This window comes from Leeuwenhoekiella sp. ZYFB001, assembly GCF_011784865.1.
In the GTDB taxonomy this organism is placed as follows: Bacteria; Bacteroidota; Bacteroidia; order Flavobacteriales; family Flavobacteriaceae; genus Leeuwenhoekiella; species Leeuwenhoekiella palythoae.
In genome coordinates, this window is the sequence record NZ_CP050460.1 from 3855744 (window position 1) to 3877825 (window position 22082).

14 protein-coding genes are annotated in these 22082 nt (G+C 42.4%); 7 read left to right on the forward strand and 7 right to left on the reverse strand.

The window, feature by feature from the left end:
* Window positions 1-3: 3 nt before the first annotated feature.
* From HCN54_RS16640 to HCN54_RS16660, 5 genes are read right to left on the reverse strand one after another with little or no spacing between them, the layout of a single operon-like run.
* A complete protein-coding gene (locus HCN54_RS16640; protein ID WP_167598678.1) occupies window positions 4-987 on the reverse strand; it encodes a cbb3-type cytochrome c oxidase N-terminal domain-containing protein in 984 nt (327 codons plus the stop codon).
* Complete coding sequence (locus HCN54_RS16645; protein ID WP_167598679.1) at window positions 984-1172, reverse strand: CcoQ/FixQ family Cbb3-type cytochrome c oxidase assembly chaperone; 189 nt, start codon at window positions 1170-1172, stop codon at window positions 984-986. The genes HCN54_RS16640 and HCN54_RS16645 overlap by 4 nt, the downstream gene beginning before the upstream one ends.
* Before the next feature lie 2 nt (window positions 1173-1174).
* Complete coding sequence (gene ccoN, locus HCN54_RS16650; RefSeq protein WP_167598680.1) at window positions 1175-3379, reverse strand: cytochrome-c oxidase, cbb3-type subunit I; 2205 nt, start codon at window positions 3377-3379, stop codon at window positions 1175-1177.
* A 2-nt stretch (window positions 3380-3381) separates the two neighbouring features.
* Entirely contained in the window at window positions 3382-3600 is a 219-nt protein-coding gene (gene ccoS / locus HCN54_RS16655; RefSeq protein ID WP_167598681.1) for a cbb3-type cytochrome oxidase assembly protein CcoS, read from the reverse strand.
* A 60-nt stretch (window positions 3601-3660) separates the two neighbouring features.
* Window positions 3661-6093, reverse strand: coding sequence for a heavy metal translocating P-type ATPase (locus HCN54_RS16660; RefSeq protein ID WP_167598682.1), 2433 nt, complete (start codon window positions 6091-6093; stop codon window positions 3661-3663).
* 103 nt (window positions 6094-6196) lie between these two features.
* On the opposite strand from HCN54_RS16660, the gene HCN54_RS16665 reads away from it, so the two are divergent.
* The 7 genes from HCN54_RS16665 to HCN54_RS16695 all read left to right on the forward strand — a co-directional run bounded on the left by HCN54_RS16665 (window position 6197) and on the right by HCN54_RS16695 (window position 19212).
* Entirely contained in the window at window positions 6197-6898 is a 702-nt protein-coding gene (locus tag HCN54_RS16665) for a Crp/Fnr family transcriptional regulator (RefSeq protein ID WP_072981458.1), read from the forward strand.
* Between the two features lie 444 nt (window positions 6899-7342).
* On the forward strand, window positions 7343-10375 hold the full coding sequence (locus HCN54_RS16670) for a SusC/RagA family TonB-linked outer membrane protein (protein ID WP_167598683.1): 3033 nt from the start codon (window positions 7343-7345) through the stop codon (window positions 10373-10375).
* 20 nt (window positions 10376-10395) lie between these two features.
* Window positions 10396-12204, forward strand: coding sequence for a RagB/SusD family nutrient uptake outer membrane protein (locus tag HCN54_RS16675; protein ID WP_167598684.1), 1809 nt, complete (start codon window positions 10396-10398; stop codon window positions 12202-12204).
* A 70-nt stretch (window positions 12205-12274) separates the two neighbouring features.
* Complete coding sequence (locus tag HCN54_RS16680; protein WP_167598685.1) at window positions 12275-13399, forward strand: alkaline phosphatase; 1125 nt, start codon at window positions 12275-12277, stop codon at window positions 13397-13399.
* A gap of 4 nt (window positions 13400-13403) precedes the next feature.
* Window positions 13404-15161 carry an alkaline phosphatase gene (locus HCN54_RS16685; RefSeq protein WP_167598686.1) on the forward strand — a complete coding sequence of 586 codons (1758 nt, stop codon included), beginning with the start codon at window positions 13404-13406 and terminating at the stop codon, window positions 15159-15161.
* A gap of 258 nt (window positions 15162-15419) precedes the next feature.
* The gene (locus HCN54_RS16690; protein WP_167598687.1) at window positions 15420-17828 is read left to right on the forward strand and encodes a TonB-dependent receptor; all 2409 of its coding nucleotides are present in this window, start codon (window positions 15420-15422) and stop codon (window positions 17826-17828) included.
* Window positions 17829-17847: 19 nt separating this feature from the next.
* Complete coding sequence (locus HCN54_RS16695; RefSeq protein WP_167598688.1) at window positions 17848-19212, forward strand: hypothetical protein; 1365 nt, start codon at window positions 17848-17850, stop codon at window positions 19210-19212.
* A gap of 95 nt (window positions 19213-19307) precedes the next feature.
* On the opposite strand, the gene HCN54_RS16700 is transcribed toward HCN54_RS16695, so the two are convergent.
* Together HCN54_RS16700 and HCN54_RS16705 are read right to left on the reverse strand one after the other, a co-directional pair.
* On the reverse strand, window positions 19308-20648 hold the full coding sequence (locus HCN54_RS16700) for a sensor histidine kinase (RefSeq protein ID WP_167598689.1): 1341 nt from the start codon (window positions 20646-20648) through the stop codon (window positions 19308-19310).
* Window positions 20638-21984, reverse strand: a complete 1347-nt coding sequence (locus tag HCN54_RS16705) for a sigma-54-dependent transcriptional regulator (RefSeq protein ID WP_167598690.1) — start codon at window positions 21982-21984, stop codon at window positions 20638-20640. Before HCN54_RS16705 ends, HCN54_RS16700 begins: the two co-directional genes overlap by 11 nt.
* Window positions 21985-22082: the final 98 nt, after the last annotated feature.

The window sequence follows — 22082 nt, forward strand, 5'->3', positions numbered from 1 at the left end:
GGCTTATTCTTTAGTCTGAATGATATCTCCGGTTACGGTCTCTGTTTCTAACAACACTTCGATCTGTGTAGCGTCTTGCGTTACCTGAGCTTCTTCAATGGGAGCGTTCTCATCAACCCAAAGGTCTCCCTGAGGCTCTTTAGCATCTGCTGGGTTTGTACCGTGCAGACTCAATACATAACTGGCTACCTGAGCGATCTCACTCGGTTGCAAGTCGGTTTTCCAAGCGATCATCCCTTTACCGGCACGACCTCCTTCAGAAATGGTATGAAATACATTTTTGATGCCTCCACCTAAGATCCAGTAATCGTCGGTAAGGTTAGGGCCGATACCGCCGCCACCGCCGGCTTTATGACATGCCACACAATTACCGCTGAATATATTCTCCCCGGCTTTGATGTCTGAAGCATCGGTAAGCAGTTCTACTGTGTTTTCATCTACAAGATCTTTTGCGGTTTTCTTGTATGCTTCGATCTCTATTTTTGCCTGAGCCACAGCTTGCTCATACTCGTCGATCTGGTTGTCGCCATCCAGCACTTCAAAACGAATGAGGTAAATGGCCGCAAACAGCATAGTAGCGTAGAACCCGTATACCCACCACGGCGGAAGGTTATTGTCAAGTTCCTTGATGCCATCGTAGTTATGGTCTAGGATGATCTCGTCTTCCTCTTCAATAGCTTTTACTCGGGTGAGTTTTGCATAAAGACCTTTTAACCAGGCGGTGCGTTGTTCTTTTTTTGCAGCAACTTCTGCCTGATAGTGTGCTTGAGCTTCCGGTTTTAGGGTTTTAAAGAGTACAGCGCGTAGGCTTTCTATACAGATCTCAAAAGCGATATACATAAAAACCAGCACGGCATAAATGGCCCACAACCAGTTTTGTGTGGTGAATACCGAAGCTTCGTCTTCAGGCGTTCCTACATAATTTAAAAAGAGGTAGGCAAAGCCGGCGAAAACCAGAATGCGTATAAGTGATGCGATACTTCTCATGAGTGTTCAGATTTTAGTTGCTCGTCTAACGGAATATTACTCACTTCGTTGATGTGCTCTTTTTTGGCTGTAAATACCCATAAGAAGAGCGCTACAAAAAAGAGGAAAAAGATGAGTAGGGAGATGATGGGGTAGATGCTTACCCCATCAATATTTTCTAGATTCTGTTTTACAAATTTCAACATGGCTATTCGGTTTTAGCAGCGCTTACTTCAGGGCTGTTTTTAATTTTAATATCGGTTCCTAAGCGTTGTAGATACGCGATAAGGGCAACGATCTCCCGGTTGCGCATTTCTACGAAATCTTCACCGTTTTCTTGCGCATAGGTTTTATCAGACTCGTAGGTGTCTGCAAAATCAGGATCGCTATAGAGGTTTTGCTCTATTTGGGTTCCCTGCTCCAGCATCCAGTGTTGTGCGCGTTCGATATCTTCAACCGTGTATGGCACGCCCAGTTGTTGCATCGCTCTCATTTTATCTTCGGTCTTCGACTTATCGAGTTCGCTGCGTATCAACCAACTGTAAGAAGGCATTATCGAACCGGATGAGGTACTCTGCGGATCATACATATGATTAAGGTGCCAGTTGTCTGAGTACTTTCCACCTACACGTAACAGGTCGGGCCCGGTACGTTTACTACCCCATAAGAAGGGATGGTCATAAACATATTCTCCTGATTTGGAATACTCGCCATAACGCTCAACTTCACTGCGGAACGGTCTGATCATTTGTGAGTGACACGAAACACAACCTTCTCTGATGTAGAGGTCACGACCTTCTAACTCAAGTGGGGTATAGGGTTTTACGGTGGAGATTACCGGTACATAATCGTCAACGATCAAGGATGGAATGATCTGAACCATACCTCCGATCAAAATAGCGATGGTTGCAAAAATGGTAAGTTTTACCGGGCGACGCTCTAACCAGGTATGATAGCCTTCTTTTGCAGTACGCTTGCTGGTCACGCGTTGTAGCGGTGCAGCTTCAGCGAGTTCGTCAGTTACTTTGCTTCCGCTTTTTACGGTTTTAAATACGTTGTACAGCATTACAAAAGCACCCAGAATATATAAGCTACCTCCTATGGCACGCATCCAGTACATTGGGATGATCTCGGTTAAGGTTTCCAAGAAGTTTCCGTAGGTAAGCGTTCCGTCAGGATTGAATTGTTTCCACATAGACGCTTGCACAAATCCTGCAACATACATCGGTAGCGCGTACATAATGATCCCTAAAGTCCCTACCCAGAAATGCACGTTAGCCAATTTGGTAGACCAGAGTTTGGTTTTAAACAAGCGCGGTACTAACCAGTAAACCATACCAAAGGTTAAGAAACCATTCCACGCCAAAGCACCTACGTGTACGTGTGCGATCACCCAGTCGCTAAAGTGTGCGATCGCATTTACATTTTTGAGCGAAAGCATAGGGCCTTCAAAGGTGGCCATCCCATAACCGGTAATGGCAACTACCATAAACTTCAAAACAGGATCGGTACGTACTTTATCCCAAGCACCACGAAGGGTTAATAATCCGTTGATCATCCCACCCCAAGACGGTGCGATCAACATTACTGAGAAAGCTACCCCAAGGTTTTGTGCCCAGTCGGGTAATGCAGAATATAATAAGTGGTGTGGTCCTGCCCAGATATAGATAAAGATGAGCGACCAGAAATGCACGATAGAAAGACGGTACGAATATACCGGGCGGTTTGCCGCTTTAGGCACAAAGTAATACATCAAGCCTAAAAACGGAGTCGTTAAAAAGAAGGCTACCGCGTTGTGGCCATACCACCATTGTACCAGTGCATCTTGTACACCAGCATAAACCGAGTAACTTTTAAGAGCGCTTACCGGGATCTCGATGCTGTTTACAATGTGCAGCACCGCTACCGTTACAAAAGTTCCCAAGTAAAACCAGATCGCAACATACAGGTGACGCTGTCTACGTTTTAAGATCGTACCGATAAGGTTGGCACCAAAAGCCACCCACACCAGGGCGATAGCGATATCAAAGGGCCACTCGAGTTCTGCATATTCTTTTGAAGTCGTATAGCCTAACGGAAGCGTTAGCGCAGCACCTACAATGATGAGCTGCCAGCCCCAGAAGTTAAAGTTACTGAGCCAGTCTTGCCACATACGTGCTTTAAGCAGGCGCTGGGTGGAGTAGTAGACCCCGGCAAAAATGGCATTCCCTACAAAGGCAAAGATCACCGCATTGGTATGTAGGGGACGTAGGCGCCCAAAGCTGAGCCACGAGATGCCATCTGTAAGGTTGGGAAATAAAAACATAAAGGCGAGCAGTAGTCCTACGCTCATACCAATGATCCCCCAGAAGATGGTGGCATTGATAAACTTTCTTACGATCTTATTATCGTAATAAAACTGTTCTGTTTGCATAATTACTTCAGTTTGCGATTAGCGTTGTTTTGGGTTTTAGGTTGTGGTGTAGCTTTTGAAGTTTTAGAAGCAGCTTTTACGAGTTCGTCTTCAAAAAGCATACGTACAGATGGGGTATAGGTGTCATCGTACTGTCCCTTTCTTACCGAGAGAATAAAGGCCACAAAAAAGACCACAGCCACCACCACGCTTATCGCGAGAAGCATATAAATGATACTCATACCTACCTGATTTTATATTGTAAAATTACCGGGGTGTGTTTGCTTAAAAGATGACATAAATCAGCTTTTAGAAATTGCTTCGGTTTTTTCTTGTTGTTTTAGTTTACTTCCGTAGAAATAGGAGCTAAGCGTAGTGAATACCACGATGCTTATAGAACTCAGCGGCATAAGAATAGCGGCATACACCGGTTTTAAATTACCCGAGATCGCCAGAACCAGTCCGGCTAAATTGTAAAGCAATGAGCATACAAAACTCCATTTAATGATACGTTTTCCTCGTTTTGCCAGTTGAATAAATTGGGGCAGATCCTTAAAGCGCGAAGCGTCGAGAATTCCGTCACAAGCCGGTGAGAATACATTGATGTTTTCTGAAATAGCGATACCTACATCACTTTGCGCCAAAGCGCCGCTATCGTTGAGACCGTCACCAATCATTAACACCCTTTTGCCCTGTTGTTGTAAGCTTTTGATAAAGTTGAGCTTGTCGTCTGGTTTCTGATTGAAATGCATCTGCACGGGTTGTTTTATGAGACGTTCTAATGTTTGTTTTTCGGCGGTGTTGTCACCAGAGAGAATTGCCAGATCAGCGGTGGTTGAAAGTTCCTCAAAAACAGCAGGTAAACTTTCGCGGAAGCGATTATAAAAAACATAGCAGCCCTTGTAAGTGGCATTGGTACTGATGTGCACCACCGTGCGTTTGCCATTTTTGAAGATCCAATTGGCGTTTCTTCCGCCTACAAAATCATACGAACCTATTTTAACGCTGTTGTGGTTTGCTGTCCCATAAATCCCGTGTCCTACTTCTTCTTCAAATTCATCAAGCGTCAGAATATCATGATTTTTAAGAATGGTATATAAGCTGCGACTCAGCGGATGGTTTGAAGCTCTTAGGGTACTGGTGACCAGCGATTCTTCATCTTCGGTTAAGGCCAAGCCTTCATAACGAATAGCCGTTTCGGCAGAAGTGGTAAGCGTGCCCGTTTTATCAAAAACAATATGGTCTACGTCTGCCAGCTGCTCGAGGATGGCTGCATCTTTAAGATAGAGCTTGTGCTTACCGGTGATGCGCAGCAAATTGCCCAGCGTAAATGGTGCCGAAAGTGCCAAAGCACACGGGCAAGCCACAATGAGAATTGCGGTGAACACATTAAGCGCCATAGACGGGTCGTAAATCAGCCAGAACAAGCCGGCTACCGTAGCAATACTGAGCACGCCCCAAGTAAAGTGCTTACTTATTTGTGCCGTAAGACTATTCAGGTGAGTTTGTTTCTCTTTTTTAAAGGCTTCGTTGCTCCATAATTGCGTGAGGTAACTTTGCTCTACGGCTTTGGTTACGCGCATTTCAATGATACCGCCTTGTTGTCTTCCACCCGCAAAAAGCGTGTCTCCGGCATTTTTAGCAACGGGTTCCGCCTCCCCAGTAACAAAACTGTAGTCGAGTAAACCTTCTCCATTTAGCAGTATTCCGTCTACGGGTATGAGTTCGCCATTGCGAATAAGAATACGGTCATCCGGTTTAAGTTCGTATACAGGAACTTGCTGTTCTAAATGCCTGTTTTTAAAATGCTTTGCCGGCTTCAGAAGGGTGACAGCGATGGGGAAATAGGACTTGTAATCGCGTTCAAAAGACAAAAACGCATAGGTTTTTTGCTGAAAGAATTTCCCCAGTAAGAGAAAGAAAACCAGACCGGCAAGACTGTCAAAAAAGCCCGTTCCGGTTTGAGTGAGCACTTCGGCGCATGAGCGTACAAAGAGTACCAGAATACCCAATGCGATGGGTACATCAATGTTGAGCAGTTTTGAGCGTATGGATTTATACGCAGCGCGGAAATAATCCTGAGCAGAATACACCACCACAGGAATCGAGAACGCCAGCATTAAGCCCCTGAAAAGATGCTTGTATTGGTCGAGCCAGAATTCTTTAACCTCAAAATATTCCGGAAAGGATAAAAACATAATATTCCCAAAAGCAAAACCGGCAACGCCAAGTTTATAAATCAGGGAGCGGTCTGTTTTCTTTTCTTTTTTATGAAAATCCTCAAGAGAGATCGCCGGTTCGTAGCCCAGCATACAAAGCAGTTCTACCACCTGTTTTAGAGCGATCACCGAAGCGTCATATGTAATACGGATGCTTTTCTCCGGGAAATTGACCTGCGTATTTTTTATTGCAGCGTTGAGTTTGTTGAGGTTTTCTAGTACCCAAATGCATGAGCTGCAATGTATTGCAGGAATCGTAAAAGAAACGATCTGCGTGTTTTGCTCGTTAAACTCCAGGAGCTTCTCAAGAATGGTTTCGTTGGTGAGGAAGTCAAACTTGCCTTGCACCGCTTTAGGTGAGATCCCGGGATTTTGGTCAAGGTTGTAATAGTATTCCAGATCATTCTCATGAAGAATGTCGTACACCGTTTTACAGCCGTTACAGCAAAACATCTTGTCTTGATGCGTTATGCTGTCGCTTAAACACGGGTCACCACAATGATAGCAGTTTTCCATTTTAATCTAATTTGCTCAAATACCTGATACAAAGGACTAAAAGAAGGGAGGCTTAAAAGATGACTTTTGTCAGTTCTCAAAAAAATATTGGTATTTTTGAAGTATGGCTGCACACGAAGAATCCAGATGCGAAAACTGCATTATCAGACAGTTGAATTCGCTAAAAGCTCTTAAAAAAGAAGAGCTTAAAGCCATATCTGATAGTAAGGAAACCCGTACCATTAAAAAAGGCGAACCGCTTTTTAAAGAAGGAGAAAAACTCAATGGGGTTTTTTGCGTGCGTAACGGGGTTTCTAAACTTTCTAAAATAAGTGACAACGGAAAAGATCAGATTGTCAAGATCGCTTCTAAAGGAGAGGTGATGGGGCAACGTTCGGTGATTGCTGAGGAAGCTACCAACCTCAGCGCGGTTGCACTCAATGATATGGAAGTGTGTTTTATTCCTAAGACTAACATCACTGCACGTATAGAAGACAATCCGGCTTTCACTCAGGCTATATTAAAATATATGGCTCAGGAGCTCAAACTCGCCGATGATGTGATTGTAAATATGGCGCAGAAAACGGTTAACCAGCGACTGGCTGAGGTTTTGCTGTATTTAGATAAAACCTTTGGTCAAGACGATGAAGGTTATCTCGCACTTATTCTATCACGCTCTGATATTGCTGATGTGGTGGGCACCGCCACCGAACTCTGCATACGTACCCTTGCTAAATTTAAAAAAGAACAACTGCTTGAGACCAAGGGAAAACGAATAAAGCTTCTGGACAAAAAAGGCCTAACCCAGATCAAAGAAGGCTTCTAATAGCTTTTCGCTCTATTATAAAAGAAAGGTTTTTATACTGTAACCTTAAAACTATGCTTCTGTAAAGCTAAGATTAACTCCAGAGCGTGCTATGTTACTAAATCTACAATAACACGGGATGATGCTTTTAAGTGTGAAAATGTCATTTATTCTGTCTTCTGAATGAATTTGCCGGCTTTTCTGAGAATACCTTTAAAAGTAGTTGCTAGAATCAATGATTCTTTAAAAACCTGCGTGCTTGCTTCCTTACCTTTCTTACCGGCGACTGTTAAAGCTTACTTAATACTTACGTAAAACCTTTTATCGGGAAATTCAATTATTTAGCGGCTTGAAATAAGCATCCCTAAAACGAATTTCTATGTAACACTCCCAACAAAAAACGCAGCTGCTACCAACAACTGCGCCGTACATTATTAAGCATTGTGTCCAATCAATTACTTAACCATGAATTTTAAAAATAATACTATTACGTATAAAAATATAGTTGCGTTCGCTTCAATTGTATTTTTTTCTACACAAACTCAAGCGAAGACGCCATATTTGGCACTTAAAACGAGTATAGCTTCTGTTGCAAGCGCAACCCTACAACAAACGATAACCGGTACTGTAACTGATAGTGACGGGGTATTATTACCCGGAGCTTCAGTAATGGTGCAAGGAACCTCTATAGGAACCACCACAGATTTTGACGGAAATTTTAGCATTGATGCCAGTGCCGGCGATGTGCTTGAAGTCTCTTATGTGGGGTTTGAAACGCAAACCATCACGGTTTCTCAACAAACCAATTATAATATTCAGCTTGCCGCAAATACTTCAGAATTAGATGAAGTCCTTGTTGTAGGTTATGGTACTCAAAAGAAATCAGACTTAACCGGAGCGGTAAGCTCTGTAGTTGCCGATGAGTTTAACAAAGGGGTGGTGAACAACCCGGGGAACTTGTTACAAGGTAAAGTGTCTGGTTTAAACGTTACTAACGCAAGTGGTGAGCCGGGAGCCGGGCAAGACATCATCATACGTGGTGTGGGAACTCTACGCTCCGGAACTTCTCCACTTTATGTGGTTGACGGTTTTGTCCTAGACAATTCCGGGAATGGTCTGGCAACAAACCCGCTGAACTTTATCAATACTCAGGATATCGAATCGATTAACGTGTTGAAAGATGCTTCGGCAGCTGCGATCTACGGTTCGCGTGCAGCAAACGGGGTGGTGGTGATCACTACCAAAAAAGGTAAAGCAGGAAGAACACAAATGAACTTTTCGGCTTCTACCGCTATTGCAACCATCGCTAATAAAATTGATGTGTTCTCAGCAGATGAGTTTAGAACTATTGTCCCGCAAATAGGCGGAAGCCTTAGTGATAATGGTGCAAATACAGATTGGCAAGATGAGTTGACGCGTACAGCAATTACCAACAACATCAATTTTTCGATGAGTGGTGGTACGGCGACAACCTCATATTTTGCGTCTATTGGGGTTGATGATCAAGAAGGTATTATCAACAACAGTGATTTGAAGCGCTATTCGGCACGCGCTAATGTAACCCAGAAAGGCTGGGATGATCGTTTGCAGATCGATCTGAACCTTACCGCAACCCGCACCGAAAATACGCGCCCTAACATCGGCACCATGGTGAGCAATATGTTGAGTCTAAACCCAACAACGCCGGCGTATACTAACGGTGAACCTACTGTGTTTGGTACCGGGATTAACCCGCTTATCATTGAGGATATCTACGGTGATTATTCTAACAATAACCGTATGATCGCTAACATCGCACCTTCGTTAGAATTTGTAGATCATCTAACCTATAAATTAAACTTAGGTGTTGATTATTCTACTACAGATCGTGATATTCAATACATTCCGTATTCTACAGATCCTGATTATGCACAAGGTTCGATCACAACGTCGTTTACGATAAATAGAAATACGCTGGTTGAAAACACGCTAACCTACGATAATACGTTTGGCGATCACGGATTAACCGTATTAGCCGGACATTCGTACCAGAAGTTCTACATACACGAAAAAGGATTCTATTTTGAAAACTTTCCAGACAATGGTATCGAACCGCGTTACCAGCTTGAAGCAGCGCGTGGTGAGAATGCAACGCAATATTCAGATGCGGTTAGTAACGAACTCCAGTCGTTTTTTGGTCGTGTAAACTATACCTTTCAAGACAAATATCTGGTAACCGCAACCTTACGTTCTGACGGTTCGACTAAGTTTGGTGAGAATAATCGTTATGCGACTTTCCCTTCCCTAGCCTTAGGATGGAATATCTTCAAAGAAGATTTTATGGCAGACTCAGGAATCAACAACTTAAAGTTGAGAGCGAGTTGGGGTAAATCAGGTAATCAGGAAATTCCATCTAAACAAACCCGTTTAAGCTATGGCGAAAGCTTTGCAGATGATGATATCTATCCTTTAAACGAAGGGATCACCACACGAGAAGGCTACGACTACGGTTTAGTATTCGCACGTACGGCAAACCCTGATCTTCAGTGGGAAGAAACTACGCAGACAAATATTGGTTTAGACTTCGGTTTTCTGGATTATAAATTGAGTGGTTCAGTAGATTATTTCTTAAAGGAAACCAATGATGTATTGCTTTATTTTTCTACTCAAGATCCTATTGACGAAGTAGGTTATAAGTGGCAGAATATTCCTGATATGAAGATCAAAAACAGCGGTATTGAAGTCGCTTTAGACTACCAAAGTGATCGCAGCCGTGATTTTTCATTCAATATAGGAGGAAACATTTCCTACATCAAAAATGAGATCACAGATTCTCCTTTTACCATTGTAACCACAGGAACCGCAAGTGGTGCAGGGCAAACCGGAGCGACCATCAACGGATATATGAACAATCAGCCAATAGGTAATTTCTTCTTGCGCGAGTTTACAGGAATTGGTGCTGATGGATTGAGTACCTATACCGATCTTAATGGTGACGGTCAAATTGATGATAGCGATCGTATCTCTGCAGGAAGCGCAGTACCTGATATTCTTTATGCATTCTACCTGAAATTCAAGTACAAGAACTTTGACTTAGGCTTGAATTTTAACGGGGTTAGTGGTAATGAGATCTACAACCATACCCGTATGAGTTTGTTCAATAAGACACAATTATCAAACTCCTTGAATACTACAGATCAAGCGATAGAATTCGCAAATGAAGATCCAAGTAACACCAATACCGTTTCTACTCGTTTTCTTGAGAATGGTGCGTTCTTACGTCTTAATAATGCGACACTCGCTTATAGTTTAAATCCTCAAGTGATCGGGATGGATAAGTGGTTAGACAATGTACGCCTATCAGTAACCGGGCAAAACTTGTTTATCATTACAGACTACACCGGTTTTGATCCTGAATTGAACACCGGGAGCTCTACCGATTCAAAATCCTACGGTATCGATTACTACACCTATCCAAAAGCACGAACGGTGGTATTTGGTTTAAATGTATCCTTCTAAAAAATTAAAAATTGTTTACAATGAATTATAGAATTTTTACACTGGTTGTAGGGCTTAGTGCTTTACTCTTCAGTAGTTGTACAGACCTTGAAGAAGAAATATTAGATGAATCCCTAACGGGAACAGACGGACTCGCAGAGCCTGTTACAGGATCGATCTCTGCGGCTTACGGTATTTTACCACAAACCTTTAGACATACGCGTTATTTTGGGTTACAGGAAATTCCTTCTGATGAAGCAATCCTTCCTCCGCGTACCGGTCTTGGTGGAACGCAATGGGCAGATAACGATACCTATACCACAGCACACAGACATCTGATGTCTTCTAGCAATAGTTTGGTTACAGAATCTTGGAGTTACCTTACGACCGCATTGTTTAGAACGGTAGCAGCAATAGATGTATTAACACCGCTTGCGGAAGCTGGTGATGCTGAGGCGATTCAGGGATTGGCAGAAATGCGTGCGCTACGTGCGTATGAGAACATGTTGTTTCTAGACAGCTGGGGACTTACTTTTAGAAAGGAAGCCACTTCAGAAACTTCAGAAGTTTTAAGAGGTGCCGAAGCGATAACCTATATCGAAGAAGAATTTCTTGCTGCTCTAGAAAACCTGAGTACTACTAACGGTCCCGGGCGTATGACGCAAGATGCGGTTTATGGCTTTTTAGCAAAATTATATCTGAATGCAGGCGTTTATAGAGATCCTTACGGAACTCCGGTATTTACTGATGAAGATATGGCTAATGTGGTAAGTTATACTGATCGCATCATCAATAACGGAAGCTATGCGCTTTCACCGGAATATTTCGATCTTTTTAATGACGAGAATCACGACAATGCTGAGCTTATTTTTGCGCTTGATCTGCGTGGTGTATTGAACAACGATCACAACCGCTGGGCATACTGGTCGATGTCTGGCTCGTTGTTCCCGAGACCCGGTGATTTTTATTTAAGTATGGACGGTACCGATGGTCCTGCCGCTACGCCTGAGTTTTATCAAAATTGGGTAGATGCTTACGGTAGTGTAGATCCTGCAGATGCAGATGCGCGCTTTTATCAAAAGAATGCGCAGGTGCCCGCTGAACTAGAAGATATTTCAGGTTTGACCCCGTATTCTAAAGATACCTTAGGCTTAAGCACAGATAAAGACCATTACTTCATTGCCGGAGAAGATTTTGAGATCGACCGTGGAATCATTCGCGGTACGATGTGGGCGCCACGTAAAGAAAACTTTAGATCAGGAAGCTTTATGACCGGTACCGATGGTAACGGTAACAGCGGATTTAGAATTTATCCGCTTGCTGAAGCGCGTGAGAATGGTTCAGATCCTGAAGATATTGTGTATTATGTTGACCACACGTTAGACATTAGCCTAGACGGAAGTGCAGGTTATGCAAGCGGCTATCGTTTTGCCAAGTGGCAATTCAGTAAAACTTCAGATGATGGAAACAATTACAGCAGTGTAGACTTGGTTTTACTACGTCTTGCAGATGTGTATTTAATGCGTGCTGAAGCTAAATTGAGAATGGGCGATGCGGCAGGTGCCTTAACCGATGTAAATACCGTACGTACCTCTAGAAATGCACGACCAGAGCAAACTCCGGCTGCTCTTACTCAAATCACCTTGCCTACATTATTGCGTGAGCGTGGCTTTGAGTTCTACTGGGAGATGTCACGTCGTAGCGACCAAATTCGTTTTGGCACTTATGAAGATTCGTGGACCTCAAAAACAGACAGTGATGTACATCACAGATTATTCCCAATTCCTCAGGAAGCGATAGACGGAGCGTCAAACACTCCGGGATATCTAGAGCAAAACGCAGGATACTAAATTTTAAGTGTGTGTTAGTAACAGCGGCAAGAGGCAACTCTTGCCGTTGTACTTTTTTAAAAAATATACCATGAAAAACTATTTAATTAGCGCAAGTGTGGCAATCAGTGCATTGGTAATGCAGGGTTGTGGGACTGCGCAAAACATAAAACAGGAAGCCTCAAGTGACGAACCTTTAAATGTCATTTTAATGATAGGGGACGGGATGGGAATTCCGCAGGTGTCGAGTGCTTTTTATTTTGGAGACCGAAATTCAAACTTTGAACGTTTTGAGACCATTGGCTTGCATAAATCGTATTCCACAAGTCATTTGATCACCGATTCTGCCGCGGGAGCCACAGCGTTTTCTACAGGAGAGAAAACCTATAAACGTGCGATTGGTGTTTCAAAAGATAGCATTCCGCAGGAGACGATTCTAGAAAAATTGAAAGCAGAAGGTTACCAGACCGGACTCATCAGCTTAACGAGTATTACGCATGCTACGCCCGCAGCATTTTATGCGCACGTAAAGGATCGCGATATGCACGAGGAGATCGCGGCGCAATTGGCTACGGCTGATGTAGATTTTTTAGCCGGCGGTGGTCGTAAATTTTTCAGTCAGCGTAGTGATGATCAAGATTTGTTTCAAACGCTTTTAAACCGAAATTATAACCTAGATACGCTAGCGCTTAGCAAATCAAAACCTGATATGCGCAACGCTTTTATTATCGAAGATGAAGGCCTTCCATCTAAAACCGAAGGGCGTGGGGACTTTTTAAAAGACGCGAGTTTAGAAGCACTGTCGTATTTTGACGCCAACAACAAACCTTTCTTTTTAATGATCGAAGGTTCGTATATCGATTGGGGCGGACACGCCAAAGATGCCGAAATGATGATACAGGAAGTTGCTGATTTTGATCAAACCATCGGTGCGGTTTTAGACTATGTAGAAGCACACCCAAACACGCTTTTGGTCATCACTGCAGATCACGAGACCGGCGGGGCGAGCATTGGTAAATATTATGAGGTTGATGAAGAAACCGGTAAGAAAACCGAAGTGCCAGAAAAAGTCGCAGTCTATTTCATTACAGACCAACACAGCGGGGAGCTGATCCCGGTTTTCGCTGCTGGAAAAGGTGCTGATAATTTTAAAGGAATTTATCAAAACAGTGCGATTTACCACAAAATTTTAATTGCCATCAAGGCTCAAAACTAAGAATATGAAAAACAGCATTTTAATCATTTTCCTTTGTCTGTGCAGCCTGAGTTTTGCACAGAAGAAGACCAACTATAAAGTGCACGCGCATAACGATTATGCACAGGAATTTCCGTTTTGGGAAGCGTATATTGGCGGTGCCAGCAGTATCGAAGTGGATGTGTTTTTAAAAGAAAACACCCTTTTTGTAACGCATAGCGAAAATGAAATCAAGAAGGTCAATACGCTTGAAAAACTGTACTTGCAGCCACTTAAACAATTGCAAACAGAAGGCCGCCTGAGAAGTCTTCAATTGTTGATCGATATAAAATCTGATGCTGAAACTACGCTGAAAGCGATCACAAAAGCTATCAAAAAGCAAAACTTAGATGAGGTTGAAGGGCTGCGTTTTGTGATTTCCGGCAACAGACCTGAGGCAACAGACTATTCAGAGTATCCTGATTTTATTCAGTTTGATCATCAAAATCTAGACGATTTGGATAGTATTGATTTAAGCAAAGTTGCATTGGTAAGCGTGAATTACAAAAACTATTCTGTTTGGAATGGCTTTGGAAATATGGTTGCTCCCGAACTTGAAAAGGTAGAGGCAGCGATTGCAAAAGCTCACGCAGTGAAGAAGCCGTTCCGTTTTTGGGCAAGTCCGGATACCAAAATTGCTTGGACGCGTTTTGCAAATTTGGGTGTGAATTTTATCAATAGTGACAAACCTGCTGAAGCCGTGTCTTACCTGAAAACGCTTGATCAAAATACCTATGTAAATCCACAGAAAATAGAAGTATATCAACCGGAATATCTGTTTGACTATGAGGGTACGCCGGTAAATGTGATTTTGATGATCGGCGATGGTAACGGACTAGCGCAGATTACTTCCGCGCAGGTTGCTAACGGCGGAAACCTCACGGTAACGCAGTTAAAAGACATCGGTTTTTCTAAAACAGCTGCGACAGACGATCTGGTTACTGATTCTGCTGCCGGAGCAACGGCAATGGCCACCGGAGTTAAAACGCATAACCGTGCGATTGGCGTAGATCCTGACGATCAGCCACTTCAAAACATTACAGAGCTTTTGGGCAGAAAAGGTTTTGCTACAGGCTTGATCACTACAGATGCGATCGATGGGGCGACTCCGGCTTCGTTTTTTGCCCACCGTAAAGAACGTGATGATGCAAAAGGTATTCTTTCAGATCTGGAAGGAAGCGAAATTGACTTTTTCATCGCCGGAGGAAAATCTAAAGCAGGCTTGGTTCCTGACTCGTATCAAGTGAAAAGCTTATCCGATTTCAGTTCCATCGAAGAAAAAACCGCAATTTATGTGGGTGATGGGAAGGCACCATCGATTGCTGATGGTCGCGGACCGCTATTACCTAACAGTGTAAAACAATCGCTTGAAATTCTGGAAAACAATCAAAAACCCTTCTTTATGATGATCGAAGCGGCACAGATTGACAGCAATGGGCACGCTAACAATACCAGCGGAATTGTACAAGAAATGCTTGATTTTGATCAAACCATTGCCGAAGTTTTAAAGTTTGCTGACAAGACTAAGAATACGCTAGTGGTGATCACCGCCGATCACGAGACTTCCGGGTTTGGGATCATTGGTGGCGATCTGGATAAGGGAGAACTCCACGGCGAATTTTTAACTACCAACCACACGGGAATTATGGTTCCGGTTTTTGCCTATGGTCCGCAAGCGGAAAAGTTTAGAGGAGCATACGAAAACACAGAAATCTTCCATAAAATTCTAGCAGCTTTAGAATAAAAACTAGGATCAAATTTAAATAAAGAAAGCCCGTCATTTGATGGGCTCTTTTGTTAAACAAAACACGTCTTCTGTTTAACGATTTGACGTCTTTAAAGCGCTTCGGCGGAAATTTTAACAATTAAATCGTGTAGTTTTTTGGTCAGAAAAACGTTTTAATAGCAGTATTTAAAGGGCTTAACGATAAATGCTTAGGAGTGTTATTTTTATTTGTACTTAGTCTAAATAGGTTTTATTTTGCGCCTTCAAGTTTTACTGATGAAGCAAAATTTACTCATTCTTTTTCTCTTACTCCCTGTAATTGCTGTTGCTCAATATTCATTGAGCGGTATCGTAAAAGATGCTAACGGCTACCTAGTAGAAGGTGCGCAGATTAAACTAAGTAAAGGTTCTTTTAAAAAGGAAGTCCGTACCAATAGTGCAGGTTTTTACAATTTTAAAAACCTCGCTACCGGAACCTACCTCCTCGAAATTGCAAGCGGAGATTTTATTGCATTTGATCAGGCCTTTATTGAAAGTGCCAGTTTGCGTAAAGATATTCGGTTAGATAATGCGAAAGATTATGAGCTAGATGAGGTAGCGGTACGTGCAGAATCTATTAAAACCACTATGGAGAAAAAAGGTTTTGCAGTAAACGTAGTCAGTACCGAAGAAGCTGCACAGCGCAATATTCAGACAAACGAATTACTAAATACCACAGTAGGTGTAAAAATTCGCCAGAATGGTGGTCTGGGCTCGCAAGTGCAGTACAGCCTCAACGGACTTTCAGGAAGTGCGGTGCGCATTTTTATAGACGGGATCCCTATTTCAACCTTTGGGTCTGCCTTTAATTTGAACAGCATTCCACCATCGATGATTCAACAAATCGAAGTTTACAAAGGGGTGGTTCCCGGGCATCTTTCTGACGATGCTTTAGGAGGAGCCATAAATATTGTTTTAGATAAATCTGCCGGAACCAATCTTAATGCTTCGGTATCTTACGGATCATTTAATACGTTGCAAGCCAGTGTAAATGGGCTGTATCGTTTTGAAGATTCAGGATTTACAATTAAGGCTTCCGGTTTCCATAACTATTCAGATAACGATTATAAAGTATCGGGTAGAAGCATTGTAGTGACCGGTTTAGGTGGTGTGCAAACGCCTATTACCGCAAGACGTTTTAATGATGCTTACAGATCTACCGGTGGTGTTGTACAGGTGGGTTATACTAATGTAGATTGGGCAGACCAGTTTTACCTTGGGTTTACCGGTTCTGACGATTATAACGAAGTGCAACACGGTGCCTTTATGACGATTATGCCGTATAAAGGAAGATTTTATGAGTCTGATGTGGCGCTTGCAAATTTAACCTACCAAAAGAAAGACTTATTTACCAAAGGTTTTGAGGTCAATATCAATGGATATTATGGTACGCGTAATCGGCAATTGAGCGACACTGTTGCTGCAGCGTATAGCTGGAATGGGGAACGCGCGATCGACTTTAGGGGAGACGAGTATGAGTATACTTGGGGTTCTCAGCAAGAAGGCGGGCCAACCCTAGCTAAGATCAGCAGAAACGTAGCCTCTATCAGAACCGGTTTGGCGTATGCGTTTAACGACAATCACAAAGTACTGCTTAATCATGTTTACAGCGGTATTGATCGGGAGGACAGTGATGCGCTGCGTCCCTTGCTTGAAAATACGTTTGTAGGAACCCGCGACCTGCATAAGAATATCGTGTCTTTAACCTATGAGGTAAATGCCTTTAATGATCGGTTAAAAGCGAGTTTATTTGGAAAATACTACCAGCAAAAAACCATAAGCAAAGATCCCGCGGTAGTGACCAATGAAGCAGGCGAGCGTGTGATTGTTGATGAGGTCGTGAGCAGCAATAAAGAGTTTCAAGGCTATGGCTTTGCAGCATCTTACGGTTTAACACCAGAAGTTTTCTTACTGGCTTCTGCCGAAAAAGCAATACGCCTACCTAACGAAACCGAAATCTTCGGAAACGACGGAGATAACGTGGTGGCCAACTCAAGTATCAATCCCGAACAAAGCAATAATTACAATCTTGGTTTTAGACTAGGTGCCTTTAACTTCAATAAGCACCGGGTGACTTTATCTACCAATTTTTTCACGCGCAATATTAAAGATCGCATAGGTTTACCTATTGAAACTTCGCTGAATGTTGATGATGAACTTATCGTTTATGTGAATCAGGGTAGTGGTACCTCGCAAGGTTTTGATGCGCAGGTAAATTATGTGTATAACAATAATCTTTCGGCGAATTTCAATATCTCAAAGTTTGATTTAGAAATTGAAAACCGTGGTACTTCTGTAGCTGTGCCCAACACTCCGTTTTTGACGATGAACGGAAACTTGCGCTATTCTTTAAAAAATTTGTTGCAGAAACAATCTCGTGTAGATCTATTCTATACGCTGTATTATACCGGTGAATTCTCCTATTTGGTTCCGCAGGGATCCAATACAGTTGGAGATGATTTCTTTAAAGTGCCTGAGCAATTGGCGCAAGATTTTGGGGTGAGTTACTTCTTTCCCAACAAGAGTTTTGTACTCAGTTTTGATGTCAAAAACATTTTTGACAAGCCGGTGTATGATAACCTTTCGGTACAAAAACCGGGAAGAGCATTCTATTTAAAACTTAATTATTCATTCAATAAATTTTAACCGTTTAACACAATAAATAATGAAACGCGTATATCTAAATTTTAAAGCTTTTGCTGTTGTGACTTTAGCAATGGGTCTTATGACAGCATGTAGTACAGACGATAGTGCAGATGCCGGAGGAGAAGAACCTGAGGAAGAGGCATCACGATGGATCACCGTAGCAGCCGCCAGAATGGGAGACAATCCCGGCGACGGTAACGGAGGGACTTTGATCTATGCTTTAGATAGTGAAGAAGCAAAAGATCCTACTGTTTCTATAGAACCTTTTGATAATGGCTTTATCGTACCTTCTAACCGTACAGCTCGATTACAAGCATCAGAAGATGGTACTACCATTTTTAACATCAGTTATGCCGGTGATACCGGGGGAAATTACACAAAATACAATGTAGAAGGTGGTCAGGATTTCGTACAAACCGGGTCAGAGATCAGTATCGCTCCTTATGTAGGTTCTGCGCCACGCTGGATCAAGTTATTTGATGGTGATCAAACAGGAGCAGCAGTTTATGTTTCTACTGAAAATCAATTTAACGATAACGGAACTCCAGAAGACGAAACTGATGATTTTTACGAGCGTACTGAAGCAACTATGGGGATCGTGACTTTAGATTTAGTGAATTCACAAATTCTAGAATTTCAGGAGCACAGTGTGCCGCTTTCTGCTGAAGAAGAAGCACAGGGGTATTATATTTCAAGAATTGATATGCCAACTTTAAATGCTGCCGGTGATAAATTATACATCGGAGCCCGTTTAAGCAAAGTGGATCCTGAAACAGGTGAACGTGATAGTAATGGTGAAACTCTGGCATCAAAGTCTATAGTTTTAGATTACCCTTCTTTAATGAATCCTGTAGTGATCACTTCAGGCGTTGGTCTTGGGAATACTAACGGTTACCGAAGCATCAATGCTTTTGAATATAACGGTGCCGTATACCAGGCAAATCAAGGAGATCCACAAGGGTCGCACATTTTAAGAATTGGTTCAAATAACCAATATGATGATTCTTACGAATTCAATCTAGACGAGGCTTTAGGTGTTGAGGAAGCCTATATTTTAGCTTGGAGACCCGCAGCCAATGGTAAAGCTGTTTTGGCGTATCGCCACGCAGGTTCTGCTGAAGGTGTTGCAGGAGCACAAGGGTTCTTCGCATTAGTAGATCTTGAAGCGAGAACGGCACAGCAAATTACTGAGATTCCTTATGATCCTGATTTTTACTTATTCCAGTATCAAGGATTTGCCGTAAACGGTGATGAGATCTATGTAACTCAAGCGCCTGTTGGACAAAACGGAAATATTTACGTAGTTAATACTGCTACTGGTGAAGTAACTAAAGGAGCAGAATTAGTAAACGTTGAAGGAAGCCACTTTATTGGTGCTTTCTAATATCAGAAACATACACAATAGGAAAGCCTCGAGAGATCGAGGCTTTTTTTTGGCACTGCCAAAAGGCGAAATGCTCAGGTAGACTATGCCTTATTTCAGAATTGTAGCGTAAACTCGGTTCCCGTATCTGGTTCACTTTTAAGCTGAATTTTTCCTTTATGTAAGGTCATAATCTGTTTACTTAAACTCAGACCGATACCGCTACCGGTTTTTTTGGTGCTGAAAAAAGGAATAAAAATACTTTCTTTAATTTCCTCAGGAATACCGCTACCGTTATCTAAAACTTTCAGTTGTACACGACCTTTAGCATTTTGCGTGGCGTTGACATAAATTTTAGGTTGTGCCACCGTTTTTGTGGCGTCAATAGCATTGAGAATAAGATTGATTAAAACCTGCTCGATGAGGTAACTGTCGATTTCTAAAAGCATTTCCGGCTGATCCATGGCAAAGCTTAATTCCACAGGTTTGTCTGCAAGTGTGGGCTGCATCAGGTCATTTATGTTTTTAAAAAGTTCGTTGACACTTACCGTTTCTAGATTGAGGTGTGTGACTTTACTCAGGCTGCGATAGGTTTTAGCGAATTTCATCAAGCCTTCACTACGCTTTTTGATACTGCTGATACCGGCGTGCAGATCATCAAGATCAATTGTAGTTTCTTGATTGGTTTTTGAAGCTGCGATATGCTGTTGTAGGGTTTCGGCAAGGGAAGAAATGGGAGCGATACTATTCATAATTTCGTGGGTCATCACACTAAGTAATTTCTTCCAGGCATCAGATTCATTCTGATTGAGTGTGTCTTCAATATTTTGCAGCACAACCAGTTTAAAAGCATCTTCCTCTACCTGAAAAACCGTTTCAGAGATCAAGACTTTTAGATGTTCATTTTTCAGCGTAATACTTATGGAAGTCGCTTCGGTACGATAGGTATCAAAAAGCTCCTCATAAAGTTTTGGTCTTCTTTTTTCAACAAAATGAATGTTTTTAAACGCCGGAAGATCAAGCGTACTCAGTATAGATTCGTTGGCCCAAAGAATAGCGCCTGAATCTAAATTGTAGGCGATAATGCCCACATCAACCATCTCCAGTATTTTCTGAAGATATACAAATTGCGCTTGACGCTCATTGTTGATGGCTTTGATGGTTTTGTTTACCGAATTAAAGCCTTTATGCAAATTTCTAAGATCCTGCGGACCGTGTTTTTCTGAAAACCATCGTGAAAAGTCGCGGTACTTGACGGCTTCAAAAAAATCATCCATCGCTACAAAACGCCTGATGAGAAACTTATGTAAAAAATAGAGCAAAACGATGCTTGAGAGACTTCCTGCCAGTATCGCATAGGTATTCAACTTTACGACGCCAAAAGCCAACACCACCAGCGCTGCCAGTAAAAGCAACACCCTTAGTAAGAGTCCGGCGGTATAGCGTTTATAGGTCATATTTGTTGAGTCTGCGGTATAAAGCCGTACGCGTGATACCCAATTCTTTAGCCGATTTTGAAATGTTGCCTTTGTTTTTCTCGATCACCTTTAGGATAGTGTTTTTTTCAACCGCATCCAGATTGGTCGTTTTTAATTTGAGCTCAGTTTCGGGCTGCTGCTCGATGGGGGAAAAAGCAAGGTCTTCAGCGTGTAGAATTCCTCCTTCGGCCATAATAACAGCGCGTTCTAATGCATATTGCAACTCCCGTACATTACCAGGAAACGGATGATCTTTAAGCTTTTTGATAAAGCCGGGATCAAGCTCAAAAGAAGCTTTGCCATATTTTTCGGCATACACTTTTACAAAATAATGCGCGAGTAAGCTAAGGTCTGATTGGCGTTCCCGCAACGGCGGAATGATCAAATCGACTGTATTGATGCGGTAGATAAGATCTTTTCTAAACGTGTTTTCATCCGCGAGATCCTTCAGGCTAAGATTGGTTGCACAAATCAATCTGATGTCTATGTTTACAGACTCATTAGAACCTAGCGGAGTCACCTGCCGGTTTTGCAAAACTGTGAGCAACCGCGCTTGTTGCCGTAAGGGAATATTACCAATTTCATCAAGAAATAAAGTTCCGCCGTGGGCGGCTTCAAAACGTCCTTTTCGGTCTTCGCGCGCATCAGTAAATGCACCTTTTTTGTAACCAAAAAGTTCGCTTTCAAACAAACTTTCGGTGAGCGCACCCACGTCAACTTTTACAAAAGGTTTGTCTTTGCGCAACGAATTTTCGTGAATAGAACGTGCGATCAGATCTTTACCGGTACCGTTTTCACCTAAAACCAAAATATTAGCATCGGTGGGCGCTACTTTTTTCAGCTTTACAAAAACCTCTTGCATAGGTTCGCTTTCCCCAATGATCTCTGTCGCCGAATCTAGCTTGATTTTAAGGTTTTTGTTCTTGCGTTTTTTAGTTAGGATTTCACTGATCGCATCAAGAAGCTTTTCGTTTTTCCAAGGTTTCACGAGAAAATCAGAAGCTCCTTCTTTAAGCGATCGTATGGCAAGATCAATATCGCCATAAGCAGTGATGAGAATCACGTCTGTAGCCGGTTTCCAGGATTTGATTTTATTTAGCCAAAATATACCCTCGTTGCCGGTATTTACCAGTCCGTTGTAATTCATATCGAGAATAACAACATCAAAATCCTGCGCATTGAGGAGTCCTTGCAGCGCATTAGGATTTTTCTCCACGACCACCTGTTTTACTTTGGGTTTGAGCAAAAGGCGTAGCGCGGTGAGCACATCTTCGTCGTCATCAATGACTAATATATGGGCGTCTTTGAGTTGCATACGTACAATATTACAATTTATAAGGCTTCAGTTTTTGGGATTAAAAGACTTATTTCTGCAGGTTAACAAACTGTATCACAGCCGTACATGAAGTGTAT

What these genes read in the sequence shown, in the direction of transcription:
- HCN54_RS16670 (WP_167598683.1), top strand. Translation starts at nt 7,343, where the DNA reads ATGAATTTTAAAAATAATACTATTACGTATAAAAATATAGTTGCGTTC.
- ccoS (WP_167598681.1), bottom strand. Translation starts at nt 3,600, where the DNA reads ATGAGTATCATTTATATGCTTCTCGCGATAAGCGTGGTGGTGGCTGTG.
- HCN54_RS16640 (WP_167598678.1), bottom strand. Translation starts at nt 987, where the DNA reads ATGAGAAGTATCGCATCACTTATACGCATTCTGGTTTTCGCCGGCTTT.
- ccoN (WP_167598680.1), bottom strand. Translation starts at nt 3,379, where the DNA reads ATGCAAACAGAACAGTTTTATTACGATAATAAGATCGTAAGAAAGTTT.
- HCN54_RS16690 (WP_167598687.1), top strand. Translation starts at nt 15,420, where the DNA reads ATGAAGCAAAATTTACTCATTCTTTTTCTCTTACTCCCTGTAATTGCT.
- HCN54_RS16665 (WP_072981458.1), top strand. Translation starts at nt 6,197, where the DNA reads ATGGCTGCACACGAAGAATCCAGATGCGAAAACTGCATTATCAGACAG.
- HCN54_RS16705 (WP_167598690.1), bottom strand. Translation starts at nt 21,984, where the DNA reads ATGCAACTCAAAGACGCCCATATATTAGTCATTGATGACGACGAAGAT.
- HCN54_RS16680 (WP_167598685.1), top strand. Translation starts at nt 12,275, where the DNA reads ATGAAAAACTATTTAATTAGCGCAAGTGTGGCAATCAGTGCATTGGTA.
- HCN54_RS16700 (WP_167598689.1), bottom strand. Translation starts at nt 20,648, where the DNA reads ATGACCTATAAACGCTATACCGCCGGACTCTTACTAAGGGTGTTGCTT.
- HCN54_RS16660 (WP_167598682.1), bottom strand. Translation starts at nt 6,093, where the DNA reads ATGGAAAACTGCTATCATTGTGGTGACCCGTGTTTAAGCGACAGCATA.
- HCN54_RS16685 (WP_167598686.1), top strand. Translation starts at nt 13,404, where the DNA reads ATGAAAAACAGCATTTTAATCATTTTCCTTTGTCTGTGCAGCCTGAGT.
- HCN54_RS16675 (WP_167598684.1), top strand. Translation starts at nt 10,396, where the DNA reads ATGAATTATAGAATTTTTACACTGGTTGTAGGGCTTAGTGCTTTACTC.
- HCN54_RS16695 (WP_167598688.1), top strand. Translation starts at nt 17,848, where the DNA reads ATGAAACGCGTATATCTAAATTTTAAAGCTTTTGCTGTTGTGACTTTA.
- HCN54_RS16645 (WP_167598679.1), bottom strand. Translation starts at nt 1,172, where the DNA reads ATGTTGAAATTTGTAAAACAGAATCTAGAAAATATTGATGGGGTAAGC.